Raw genomic sequence first — 12,466 nt, 5'->3', positions numbered from 1 at the left:
GGGGGCAGGGCTGGGTCATCACAACAGAAAATTGGGGTTTTCGTGAAGACACGACTTCTACGTCGAAGGTCGACAACGATTGCGGTGGGACTGTGCGTCGTGGGCCTGACGGTGCCGAGTGCCGTCGCTTCTGCGGATCCGACGGGCGGGTCGGACGGACAAGCCTGGCTCGCGGCTACGGAGGCGGCGCCACAGTATCCGGGGGTCTCCATCGAGTGGGACGTGCCCATCACGATGAGTGACGGCACCGTTCTACAAGCGAATGTGTACCGCCCGGCAGATGCGTCCGGGCGCGCCGTGGAATCGAAGACACCTTCGGTTCTCAACATCACGCCGTACACGAAACTGCTGGATACGTTGGTGGATTCAGCTCTGTCGATCCCGCAGGTGGGTGAGACGTTGATGGACGTGGCGAACTCGCTCGACCTCGCTGCGCCGTTCGACGGAGTGTCGGAGTTGACGGGCGTCATCGCCGGCGGAGGCGCACGGGTTCTCGGCGTCAACCGCGACCTGGTCAAGAACGGATACACCCAGGTCGTGGTCGACGCGCGTGGAACCGGCTTCTCCCAAGGTAATTGGGATGTCCTCGGCAAGCGCGAGCAACAGGATTCGATCGAGGTCATCGACTGGATGAGCAAGCAAGGGTGGTCGGACGGAAAAGTAGGGATGGCGGGTATCTCGTACTCCGCGATCAATTCGGTGCAGGCGGCGAGCAACAACCCCCCTGCGCTGAAGGCGATCTTCCCGGTCGAACCAGGCAACGATCTGCTGCGCGACATCGTCGGGACCGGTGGTGGCCTCGGAGTGGGGTTCATGCCGTTGTGGTTGACCGCGGTCAACGGACTCAAGCTCATCCCGAACGTTCAGGACATCCTGCAAGGAAATTTCGATCCACTGTGGTTGGCGAGCCGCCTCGAGGATCCGGGAACACTGATTCCCGAACTGGTACAAGCGATGACGGCCCAGAGAATCGAAGACGTGTCACCGTCGACTCTCCAAGTCGCGCAAGACGGTCAGTTCTATCAGGACCGATCCGCTGACGTCGGCAACATCACCGCTGCGACGATGGTCTACGGCGGTTGGCACGACATCTTCGCCAACAGCGAGCCGCGGATCTACAACGGAATCGATCTGCCACCCGGCCAGAAGCAGTTGATCATGGGGGACGGCTATCACGTCACTCCCGGTGGAGGATTCGGCAAGGACGGTGCGCCGCCGCGCCTCGACGTACTCGAACGTGCGTGGTTCGACAAGTGGCTCAAGGGCATCGACAACGGAATCGATCGCTACGGCCCGGTGACGATGTTGCAGCAAGGCGGCGGATGGATCACCGATGATCAGTTCCCGCGAGCGGGTGCGACGTACGAACGTATGTATCTGAACTCCGCGCCCAGCGGAACTGCCGCCCACGCGGCGTACGACGGTTCGCTGACAAATGACCCGTCCAGTGCCGCAGCGCGATTGACGGTCGCACCAGGACTGCGAGGCTTTTGTTCCGGCGACGGAACACAGGGAACTGCCGGGATCTCCGTGGTGCTCGGTGCGTCGTGTTCCAAGGATTCCCGATTCCAGGAAGCGGAGGGTCTGACGTTCACCGGTGAGGCGGTGACGGAGCCGACCTCACTCTCGGGCCCGATCAACGTCCATCTCGAGACAGTCCTGGACGCGACGGACGGATTCTGGGCAGCGACTGTCAACGACGTAGCGCCGGACGGAACCTCGACACCGATCACGAACGGCGCTCTGACTGCGTCGCTCCGGGCGGTCGACGATTCCAAGAGCACTCGCTCGGCCAACGGTGACTACAGTGAACCGCACCACTATCTGACGATCGACACCCGTCAGCCGGTGGTTCCCGGTGAAGTCACCGCCGTCGACATCAACATGCTCCCGACGGACGCGGTGCTACAACCCGGACACCGACTCCGCGTCGACGTCTACGCTGCCAGCGTGCCGCGTTACCTGGCACTCGGGCCGATGCTCGCCGACAGCCAACTGAAGCCGCAGCACATCGAGTTGGCTGCGGACCGGCCGAGCTTCGTCAACGTTCCGTTCGTCGGAGGTCGCTGACCCGGACTGGATCGGCGGCGTGAGAACCTGCGGGCTCGCGGACGTTCTGCGAAGATCGTCCGATGACAGAATCCCGACTCTCCGCCGCCGTCCACGATCGTCTGGACGGACTTCTGGACCCGGTGGACGAGCGGCTCGCGGCGCAGTACCCGGGAAACCGTGACGAGATCCAGCCTGTGCACACGATTTACGTCAGTGCTGCAGACGCAACTGTCGACACCCCTCGTCTCTGGGGTGAGCAGGCGATCGCGCTTCTCGATTCTCATGCGCATGTGTTCGCCGATCTCGACACCGAGAATGCGCTCGCAGATGTGCGAGTTCAGCTCGGCCGCAAGCCGGTCCAGGACTTTCGAATAGATTTCGAGGACGGGTACGGACGTCGCAGCGACGAGGAAGAAGACGCGGCAGCGACGTCGGCCGGCCGGACACTCGCAGCGCTCAGCACTGATTCTGCGGGTCCGAGCTGGGGTGGCATCAGGTTCAAGGGGTTACCGGCCGGCGAGCGTCGGCGCTCGATCAGGACTCTCGAGCTGGTGCTCGACGCCGCCGGCGGAGTGCCGAACGGATTTGTCTTCACCGTTCCCAAACTGCGCGCGGTGGAGCAGGTCACGGCGACGGTGTTGCTCTGCGAAGAACTGGAGAATGCCCATGGACTCGAGACCGGTTCGCTTCGGTTCGAGTTGCAGATCGAGAGCCCGCAGGCGGTCATCGCTGCCGACGGAACGGTGGCAGTTGCTCCGGCCATCCATCGCGGAGCCGGCCGTCTGACGGGATTGCATTACGGCACTTACGATTACAGCGCGGCATGTGGAATTGCATCACGTCATCAGTCGCTCGAACATCCGGTGGCAGACCACGCAAAGGCTGTCATGTTGGCTGCTGCCGCTCAGACCGGCGTCTGGGTGTGCGACGGGTCCACTCAGGTTGCGCCCGTCGGGAGTGCCACGGCGATTCGCGACGCGATCACGCGGCACCATCGCCTCGTCACACGGTCCCTGGAACGCGGTTACTACCAGGGGTGGGACATGCACCCCGGGCATCTGGTCACCCGCTGGCTCGCCACGTTCGGCTTCTACCGCAACGCGCTCGGCGCCGCTGCTCCGCGCATCCAGTCGTACCTGGGGCGCCAAGGTGGCGACGTGATCGACGAACCCGCAACTGCCCAGGCGCTGGCAGCGGTGGTTCTGCGCGGGCTCGACGCGGGGGCCTATCCGGAATCCGAAGTGCTCAGGCTCGCCCCGAGTGCCGACACCGACGCACTCCGCCACCTCGTAGGACGCACCACACCGATCACAGGAGAACACTGACCGATGAGCACCACCGAATTCACCTTGCTGCCCGACCTGGCACTGCGCACCCTCGGCGGAGCCGTCATCTGGGCGAACGACGAGGCATTCGCCGAGCGTGAGGCCCTGATCCGACCGGGCAAAGCTGGATACCAGCCGGCAACGTTCGGTCACAAGGGTCAGGTGTACGACGGTTGGGAGACCCGTCGTCGCCGGGTGGCAGGTCATGACGAGGCGATCGTGCGCCTCGGTGTTCCCGGAGTGGTGCGAGGCGTCGTCGTCGACACGGCCTGGTTCAAGGGCAATTACCCGCCCGAGATCTCGGTGGAAGCAATCTCCGTGGACGGGTATCCGGATCCACTCGACCTGGCCGGTTCCGACGAGTGGACAACCATCGTCGAGCGCTCGCCCGTTCAAGGCGACTCCGAGAATCCGTTCTCGGTGTCTTCGGAGGAGCGGTGGACACACGTCAAGCTGACCATCTACCCGGACGGCGGTGTTGCCAGGTTCCGTGTTCACGGTGAAGCACGGCCAGACCCGCGGTTCCTCGACGCCGGGCCCTTGGACCTCGCAGCACTCGAAAACGGTGGCCGCGTAACCGATTGCTCCAACATGTTCTACAGCTCGCCGCAGAACATTCTGTTTCCCGGACGCGCTGCCTCGATGGGTGACGGGTGGGAGACGGCCAGGCGCCGCGACGACGGAAACGACTGGGTACAAGTACAACTCGCAGGTGAAGGCGTGCTGAGCTTTGTCGAGATCGACACCTCGTATTTCCTCGGAAACAGTCCGGGTGAGGGCGCTCTGACCGGCCGGACGTCTGGAGGGGAGTGGATCGAACTCTTGCCTCGAACCACTCTGCGTCCGGACACCCGCCATCGCTTCCCGGTTGAATCCGAAGTCCCGGTCACCGATGTTCGTCTGGACATCTTCCCCGACGGTGGCCTCGCGCGGCTGAGAGTCTTCGGCGTACTGACAGATGCTGCTCGCGCTGTGATCTCGGAGCGCTGACGGTAAGTTGTTGGCATGAGCGACTATCCGCGCGACGACTATCCCCGGGACATGGTGGGGTACGGTCCTCATCCGCCGCACCCCCACTGGCCCGACGACGCGCGGATAGCTGTTCAGTTCGTGCTCAACTACGAAGAGGGTGCCGAGAACAGCGTTCTGGACGGCGACGCGGCTTCGGAAACGTTCTTGTCGGAAATGACTCCGGCAGAACCATTTCCGGATCGACACATGAGTATGGAATCGCTGTACGAATACGGCTCTCGGGCCGGATTGTGGCGTGTCCTGCGGACTTTCGAGCGGCGGAACCTGCCTCTCACCATCTTCGCGGTGGCGCGCGCGATGCAACGTAACCCGGAAGCGGTCAGTGCTTTTCAGGAATTGGGTCACGAGATCGCATGTCACGGATTGCGATGGAAGTCGTACCAATCCGTGGACATCGAGCGAGAACGTGCAGACATGGCCGAGGCGGTCCAGATCCTGCAGGATCTGACGGGTTCGGCGCCTCTCGGTTGGTACACCGGACGCGATTCACCGAACACCCGTGAATTGGTGGTCGAGCACGGCGGCTTCGTCTACGACTCCGATTCGTACGCCGACGATCTGCCGTACTGGGTGGACGTCCCCCGTGGAACAGAGTCGGCGAAGCACCTGGTGGTTCCGTACACCCTTGACACCAACGACATGCGGTTTGCTTCTCCCGCAGGATTTCCCAGCGGTGATCAGTTCTTTGCGCACCTACGCGACGCCTTCGACGTGCTGTATGCGGAGGGAACGGCCGGATCGCCGAAGATGCTGTCGGTCGGGTTGCACTGCCGCATTGTCGGCCGCCCCGCCCGTGTCGCTGCCCTCGAGCGCTTCCTGGATCACGTGCAGTCGCACGAGAAGGTCTGGATTGCGCGGCGAATCGACATCGCCGAACATTGGAAAGCTGTTCACCCGGCGTAATGCGGGTTCACCTGCGCGCCTCGATCAGGAATCGACTCGAGTACGCGACAAATGATCCATCGCGACGGATCTGCTCGTCGAGCTCGCGGAGTCGGTCTCGATACTGCGCCACGGTGAATCCCGGAACCATCCAGATCACCTTGCGTAAGAAGTAGATGACGGCGCCGATGTCGAAGAATTCCATGCGCAGACGCTCGAAACGAAGATCGACAACGGTGAGCCCAGCGGCAACCGCGTCGGCACTTTCGTCCTCGTAGTGCCGTCCGCGACGAGCCTGCGGCTGAGGACCGAGAAAGTACTCGACGAGTTCGAACACGCTCGCGTGACCCACATGTTGAGCGAAGTACGTTCCCCCCGGTTCGAGTACCCGAGCGATCTCGGCCCACCACACCGTCGCAGGGTGCCGACTGGTCACCAGATCGAAAGCCGAATCGGCGAACGGTAGCGGTGGCTCGTCCGGATCCGCGACCACCACCACACCTCGGGGACGCAGAAGGGCGGTGGCCTTGATGACGTTCGGTGGCCAGGATTCGGTTGCTGCCATCACAGGCGGGAGTGCTGGTGCAGCGGCGAGGACTTCGCCGCCACCGGTCTGGATGTCCAACGCGGCGCCGGCGCGGCCGAGACGCTCACCCATGAGGTTCTGATACCCCCACGACGGACGCTGCTCCGTGGCCCGGCCGTCGAGCCACGAGAAATCCCACCCGTCGACGGAGGCGGACTCGGCCTCGGCGACAAGTTCTTCGAAACTTCGCGACATCCCCTGTGAAATCCCCTCAGGCGTTCCTTCCGGCATCACATCATCATCGTCGCCGAGCGTCGACGGTGCCAGTCGTTTTCACCTACTTCGGGGTGGCGCCGAGCATCGGAGCCAGTTGAGTGGCGATCGGGTTGAGATCGAGCTTGTCGGGGTCCACCTTGGGCTTGCTGTCCCACGGCTGGGAGGTGTTCGGATCGGCGAAGGCGATGCGGTTGGCGCTCCGGACACCCGTTTCGCTGCCCTGAGGTGCCTGGCAGTTGGCAGCGGTGTTCAGAGGGAAGTTCTGCGTCGTGTCGTCGAAGTTCGGGTCTTTGCGCTTCATCTCGTCGAGAATTGCCATCGTCCCTTCGTATCCGACGGTGCACGAGAGCGGGTTGTTGGTCTCGAGTACCAAGCCCAGGTGTACGGTTCCATCGCCTGGTGCCACGGTGGGCGCTGCCCCGGCGAGCGCAGGCAGAAAGAGTAAGAAGGGCTGCAGGGTGGGCACTGTCGGTGCTGCTGCCGACGCAACTGCAGCGAGGTTCGAGAGATTGGTCGTGAGCGCGGGGCCGGCTTCGGTGACGAGAGAGCCGACTTGTTCGCTGGCCGGTATGCCGTTGTCGATCACCCGTCGAATGTCGGGGTCGCTGGTGCGCAGCTGCGCGGTCAGTGCGTCGAGATCGGTGCTGAACTGCTTGATCGCCGACGATTGATCGGACTGGGTCGTGAGTACGGTCTGGCTGTCACGGATCAGTCCGAGGGTCTGTGGAAGGGCGTCGAGGCCTGACTGGGAAATCCCCGACAGCGAGTCGGCAAGTACCTGTAGATCTTCGCCCTTGCCGTTGAATGCCGCGCCGAGTTCCTTCGCGACGGTGTGGAGCGCGTCGACGGGAACGGAGTGCACCAGACCGTCGGCGCTGGTCAATACGTTCTCGATCGGAATCGGCGTGGTGGTATCGGCCACTGCGATCACCGAGCCGTCTTCGAGAAAAGGGCCCTGGTCGGTATCGGGCTGAAGGTCGACGTACTGCTCGCCGATGGCAGAGCGGTTGGCCACTACGGCCCGCGCGGATGCGGGGATCTGCGGAGCACTGCTGTCGATCAGCAGGTCGACTTCGATTCCCTCGGTCGTGAGCGACATGTCGCCGACGCGTCCGACGGGCACACCGCGGTATGTCACTTCGGCGTTGGTGAAGATGCCACCGGACGTCGCCAGTTCGGTTTTGACCGTGTACTGGCCGAATCCCAGAAGATTGTCCAGCCGTACGTATTTCGCTCCGACGTAGATCAAACCCAGGAGTGCAACCACTACGAGGGCGACCAGCTGCCATTTGGCGAGCTTCGACATCACCATCGGAGATCGAGCCCGAACTGACGTGGTGTGCTCATGGTTCGACTCCCGAATGACAAGCCGGGTACGGCTGATGGTGAGCGAATTGTGTTCACCCGCGGATGTTCTCGGGCGAACGGGAAAGTTCCGACAATTCGTTGTTGGCGATAACTATAAACAAGTCGTCACAGATAGAAAGTCGGGGCATCTGTTTCCGCAGGTCGTCGAAGTGCAAGTGGCACAGCTCACTTCGGGCGTGGGAGTGTGATGCACGCCCCCATCTGCCTTTTGCGGGCTTGACTTCGCGAGTCGTATCTACAAAAGTAGATGCGTTCTGGTCGGCGAAGGGCGGGGTGTGATCGATGGAAGCGTTGGCGATCTTCAAGGCGTTGTCCAACCCCACGCGTCTGCAGATCATGGAGTGGCTCGCGCACCCGGCGAAGTATTTCGACGAAGACTCGTACACCCAACAAGATCTCGGTTTCCATATCGGGGTCTGTGTTGGTGACATCCAGTCGCGTTCGGGGCTTGCCCAGTCGGTGATCTCGGGTTATCTGCAGGGCATGAAAGATGTGGGTCTGCTCAAGTCCGAGCGCATCGGGAAGTGGACGTACTACCGACGAAACGAAGCTGTGATCGGCGAGTTCAGGGAATTCGTTCGCGAAAAGCTGTAGCGGTCGGGTTGTCCTCGTCGACCGGTTTGCTTCACCAAATATATCTACATATCTAGATATGTATCTGTCTCATGTTGCGTAGTAGGAGGAGTGTGTCGTGAAGTCGAAATTGTTGATACCGGTTCTGGCGTTGGGCGTATTCGGGATCATCACCACAGAGATGGGGATTATCGGGGTTCTGCCCCAGGTCAGCGACAAGTTCGGCATCAGCACTTCTGATGCAGGATGGTTGGTGGGTGTGTTTGCGCTCGTCGTGGCGGTCACCGGTCCGTTCACGACGCTCTTCACCTCGGGAATCAACAGAAAAACCGTTCTGTTGGTGGCGATTGCAGTCTTTGCGGTCTCGAACGTGGTGTACGCGAGTACATCGAGTTTCGAGGTGATGTTCGCTTTCCGGATCATTCCCGCCGTCGTTCATCCGGTCTTCTTCGCGGTCGCGTTGGCGAGTGCGGTTCGTCTGGTGCCACCGGAGGAGGCCACTTCTGCTGTGACGAAGGTATTCGCCGGTGTCACGGTCGGTTTTGCCTTCGGTGTGCCGTTGACGTCGTATCTGGCCGAGAACTTGTCGGTTTCGACGGCATTCGTTTTCGGTGCCGTGGTCAATGCGCTCGCGTTTGTCGGAATTCTTGTACTTCTGCCCTCGGCCCCGGTCGCACAACGTGTGTCGTACGGTGCGCAGGTCGGGATACTTCGCCGACCCGGCGTGTGGTTGACCATTCTTTCCGTCACGTTCGTTTTTGCGGCGATGTTCTCGGTGTACGGATACTTCGCCGAATATCTCGGCGAGGTGACGGGTATGAGCGGATCGTGGATCAGTGCGATGCTCTTGGCATTCGGTGTCGTGATGATCTTCGGAAACTTCGTCTTCGGGGCCCTGCTCGGCAAGAGTGTGGTGCGAACAGTCGTGGCGTTTCCGTTGCTGTACATACTCGTGTACGTGGTGATCTATCTGGTGGGTCCGTACTTCGCTGCGATGACTGTTGCCGTGTTGGTGTGGGGCGTGGTGCATTCCGGTGGACTGGTCATTTCCCAGAGTTGGATGGGGCGAGATTCGGTCGATGCACCCGAATTCGGTAACAGCCTGTTCATTTCGTTCTCCAATCTGGGGATCACGCTCGGAACAGCGACAGGTGGTTTGTTTCTCACACACCTCGGAACACGTCAATTGGTGTGGGCCGGCGTCTTGTTCGCCGCTCTGGCCCTGGCAATGATCGGCGCTCGATTGTCGCTCGGGCGGGTTCACAAAGAAAACGGTGCCAAAGTTCCGGTGTAGTTCTTGGGTAGGGGCCGCGCGAACTCACCGCGCGTACTGGTCGACAATCCTAGCGTGATCAAGGATTGAACCATGGTGACGGCAGCGGCAACACCGTCGACTACCGGCACTCCCAGTTCGTCGGACAGATCCTGGCACAGGTCCGCCATCCCGGCGCACCCCAGAACGAGGACATCCGAGCCGTCTCGTTCCAAGGCGTCGAAACAGGCTTCCAGGATCACCTTTCGTGCATCGGGATCGCGATCGAGTGCGAGAACCGGAATCTCGCAGGAGTGGATACCGCGGCACCGGGCCGCCATTCCGTAACGGTCCACCAGATCGGCAGCCCGGCCACGAGTCCGACCGAGGGTGGTGACGACACTGAATCCGCGTCCGAGGAAACCGGCGTAGTGCACAGCTGCCTCGGCGATCGCGACCACGGGACCCCTGGCCAGCTCGCGAGCTGCATCCAGGCCTGGATCACCGAAGCAGGCAATGACATATCCGTCGACGCCGTTCTTCTCTCCGGACGCGATCTCGGTCAGAATCCCTGGGACGCTGAGCGCTTCGTCGTAGTGGCTCTCGATCGACGCAGGACCCATGGCAGGACTGACGGCCTCGACGAATGTGCCCGAGCCGGCGACGGCCCAGGCACATTCCTCGATCTTGGCGGTCATCGCCCACGTGGTGTTGGGATTGATCACCTTGATTCTCATGAGGATCAGTCGACCGTCACAGTGTCGGCAGAAGAAGCATTCCGAACAGCCAGAGGGGTGCGCGTGGCGAGAAGGTAGTAGACGGCAAATCCGAGCCCACAACCGATGAACCAGCTGTACTGCGCTGCGGTGTACATCCCGGTGAGGTCCTTACCCAGGACCGGGACCATCGCGACGACGGCTCCCACTACGGTGGCAATCACTGCAGCAGGGTTGTATCCCTTGCTGTACCAGTAGGTTCCGGTCGGCGACATGCTGAACAGGTCGTCGACGATCACTTTCTGCTTGCGCACGAGGTAGTAGTCGGCGATCAGGATTCCGAACAGTGGCCCGATGAAAGCTCCGAGGGTCTCCAGGGTGTAGTGGATGACGTCGGGATTGTTGTACAGGTTCCACGGGGTGATGAGGATGGATCCGATTGCCGCGATCATTCCACCGGCGCGCCAGCTGATCTTCTGCGGGCTGACGTTCGAGAAGTCGAAGGCCGGGGAAATGAAGTTGGCGACGATGTTGATGCCGATCGTGGCGATGGTGAAGGTGAGGGCGCCGAGGACGATGGCGAAGGTACTGTCGATACGTGCCACGGTTGCAACGGGATCGGTGATCAGCTCGCCGTACACCGGCAGTGTCAACGATGCGGTGACGACGACGAGTACCGAGAACACGAGGAAGTTGACCGGCAACCCCAGGAAGTTACCCTTCTTGACGGCTGCGAACGACTTCCCGTAGCGAGAGAAGTCGCCGAAGTTGAGCATCGGCCCGGAGAAGTACGAGACGACCAGGGCGATCGCACCGAGCATGACCGGTACGGCGTCGAAACCGGAATATTTCACGTCACCGAGCGTGAGATCGATTGCGCTCCAGCCTGCTTTGTAGACGAGATATCCGCACAGCATGAACATCACGACGTACACGGCGGGGCCACAGAAGTCGATGAAGCGGCGGATCGATTCCATGCCTCGCCAGAACACACAGGCCTGAAGTACCCACAGGAGCATGAAACTTCCCCAGCCCAGTGCGGAGAGCCCGGCGAAGCCGTAATTCTCGACCACGGCGTACGGTGCAAGTGACGGAAAGAGCTTGATGAGTACGACATCGAGTGCTGCCGAGGCGAGAAAAGTTTGAATTCCGTACCAAGCCACGGCAATCAGGCCGCGAATGATTGCCGGAATGTTCGCTCCGAGGACACCGAACACGCTGCGGCAGATCACCGGATAGGGCACACCGGTGGCCTGGCTGGGTTTGGCCACCAGATTGCAGAAGAAATAGACGATCGTGATGCCGACCAGCAATGCGACGAGTACCTGCCAACTGGCCAGGCCGAGGGCGAAAAGACTACCGGCCGTGACGTATCCACCAACGCTGTGTACGTCGGACATCCAGAACGCGAAGATGTTGTACGACGACCAGGTCTGCTTGCGTAGCGGTGCCAGATCCTCGTTGGTCAAACGTGGGTCGTAACCCGCCTTGATCAATCCGCTGCCCACCGGGTGGCCGGCGGCCTCGACGAGATCACCTGGACCGGTTTCCGTTGTGGGAGTGGTGGAAGAAGTGGTTCGAGACGGAAGAATGTCGGTCATGACAGCTCCTGTGCTTGTGTGCAAGGAATCAGCGGACAGAGCACAAGCTCTCAGCGACGGTGGTGAAAACTGTGTTGAGAGAAAGGTATCGAGGCCGTGTTGCGCGACTATTGCGCAATCGGTATATCTTTTTCGGCAAGCAGGCCGGTGTCGGTCGGCAGAGTGGCGATCACGGTATCGAGTCGGCGATGATGGATTTCGGATGCAGTCAGGAGCGCGGTCGCGTCCCGACGCAGGAATGCGTCCAGCATCGCTGTGTGATCGGAGTGCAGTACCTGCCGGTCGACGCCGGCAACATGGACCATCGGCTGAACCGGTTCGGTGATGTTCCAGGCAGCTTCGAACATGTGCAGAAGTCGAAGCATCTGCGACGGTCGGGTCAGTGCGAGGTGAAAGTTGCGGCTCTCGCAGTGATAGGACTGAGAGTCGTCGTAGCGCAACGCGATCTCCAGACGGGAGTTCACCTCGACGGCGTGTTCGTGATCCTCTTCGGTGGCCTGCTCGACGGCGACGGCCAATGCAGCTGATTCGAGGGTTTCGCGGACGATGTACATCTCATGTAGCTCCGCCGGCGTCAACTGCGCGACGGTGTAGCCGAATTGGTGGCGATGGTCGACCAACGACTCTCCGACCAGGGTTTTCAGCGATTCCCGCACAGGTATTCGACTGACACCGAACACATCAGCCACCTCGCCGAGAGGAATCGGGGTACCCGGAGGCGCCGAACCCGACAGAATTACTCGCCGCAGTTCGTCGAGGATCGCTTGTTGTGGACTACCGGGAGCATCGATTACCAGTTGCGTCAGCAGTACCGATCTACGGCGCGGCGGCATGTCGGTCTCCCTTCTCCTCGCTGCCAGGGT

The 12,466-nt window shown here is 61.3% G+C and carries 11 protein-coding genes; 6 read left to right on the top strand and 5 right to left on the bottom strand.

All coding sequences use genetic code 11. The features are described 5' to 3' along the window. Positions 1-42: 42 nt before the first annotated feature. The 4 genes from DBV08_RS12820 to puuE all read left to right on the top strand — a co-directional run bounded on the left by DBV08_RS12820 (position 43) and on the right by puuE (position 5,312). Entirely contained in the window at positions 43-2,070 is a 2,028-nt protein-coding gene (locus tag DBV08_RS12820) for a CocE/NonD family hydrolase (protein WP_124567656.1), read from the top strand. Positions 2,071-2,132: 62 nt separating this feature from the next. Next, complete coding sequence (locus DBV08_RS12815; protein ID WP_124567655.1) at positions 2,133-3,377, top strand: DUF6986 family protein; 1,245 nt, start codon at positions 2,133-2,135, stop codon at positions 3,375-3,377. Positions 3,378-3,380: 3 nt separating this feature from the next. Further along, positions 3,381-4,367: an allantoicase gene (gene alc / locus DBV08_RS12810; RefSeq protein ID WP_124567654.1), complete on the top strand. Its 987-nt coding sequence runs from the start codon at positions 3,381-3,383 to the stop codon at positions 4,365-4,367. A gap of 15 nt (positions 4,368-4,382) precedes the next feature. Then, complete coding sequence (gene puuE, locus DBV08_RS12805; RefSeq protein WP_124567653.1) at positions 4,383-5,312, top strand: allantoinase PuuE; 930 nt, start codon at positions 4,383-4,385, stop codon at positions 5,310-5,312. Positions 5,313-5,319: 7 nt separating this feature from the next. On the opposite strand, the gene DBV08_RS12800 is transcribed toward puuE, so the two are convergent. Next, the gene (locus DBV08_RS12800) at positions 5,320-6,072 is read right to left on the bottom strand and encodes a class I SAM-dependent methyltransferase (protein WP_124567828.1); all 753 of its coding nucleotides are present in this window, start codon (positions 6,070-6,072) and stop codon (positions 5,320-5,322) included. Between the two features lie 82 nt (positions 6,073-6,154). Next, positions 6,155-7,405 carry an MCE family protein gene (locus DBV08_RS12795; RefSeq protein WP_206028805.1) on the bottom strand — a complete coding sequence of 417 codons (1,251 nt, stop codon included), beginning with the start codon at positions 7,403-7,405 and terminating at the stop codon, positions 6,155-6,157. A gap of 338 nt (positions 7,406-7,743) precedes the next feature. Here DBV08_RS12795 and DBV08_RS12790 point away from each other — a divergent pair, with 338 nt between their 5' ends. Both DBV08_RS12790 and DBV08_RS12785 read left to right on the top strand, forming a co-directional pair. Beyond that, complete coding sequence (locus tag DBV08_RS12790) at positions 7,744-8,055, top strand: helix-turn-helix transcriptional regulator (protein WP_124567652.1); 312 nt, start codon at positions 7,744-7,746, stop codon at positions 8,053-8,055. 97 nt (positions 8,056-8,152) lie between these two features. Next, positions 8,153-9,328, top strand: a complete 1,176-nt coding sequence (locus DBV08_RS12785) for an MFS transporter (protein ID WP_095968716.1) — start codon at positions 8,153-8,155, stop codon at positions 9,326-9,328. On the opposite strand, the gene DBV08_RS12780 is transcribed toward DBV08_RS12785, so the two are convergent. From DBV08_RS12780 to DBV08_RS12770, 3 genes are all read right to left on the bottom strand, one after another. Beyond that, entirely contained in the window at positions 9,295-10,023 is a 729-nt protein-coding gene (locus DBV08_RS12780) for an aspartate/glutamate racemase family protein (protein ID WP_095968717.1), read from the bottom strand. The genes DBV08_RS12785 and DBV08_RS12780 overlap by 34 nt on opposite strands. A 5-nt stretch (positions 10,024-10,028) precedes the next feature. Continuing rightward, a complete protein-coding gene (locus tag DBV08_RS12775) occupies positions 10,029-11,603 on the bottom strand; it encodes an NCS1 family nucleobase:cation symporter-1 (protein ID WP_124567651.1) in 1,575 nt (524 codons plus the stop codon). A gap of 107 nt (positions 11,604-11,710) precedes the next feature. Further along, positions 11,711-12,436 carry a GntR family transcriptional regulator gene (locus DBV08_RS12770; RefSeq protein WP_095968719.1) on the bottom strand — a complete coding sequence of 242 codons (726 nt, stop codon included), beginning with the start codon at positions 12,434-12,436 and terminating at the stop codon, positions 11,711-11,713. Positions 12,437-12,466: the final 30 nt, after the last annotated feature.

The organism is Rhodococcus sp. KBW08 (assembly GCF_003852455.1).
Taxonomy (GTDB): Bacteria; Actinomycetota; Actinomycetes; order Mycobacteriales; family Mycobacteriaceae; genus Rhodococcus_F; species Rhodococcus_F baikonurensis.
This window is presented reverse-complemented; position numbering and strand designations above follow the sequence as displayed.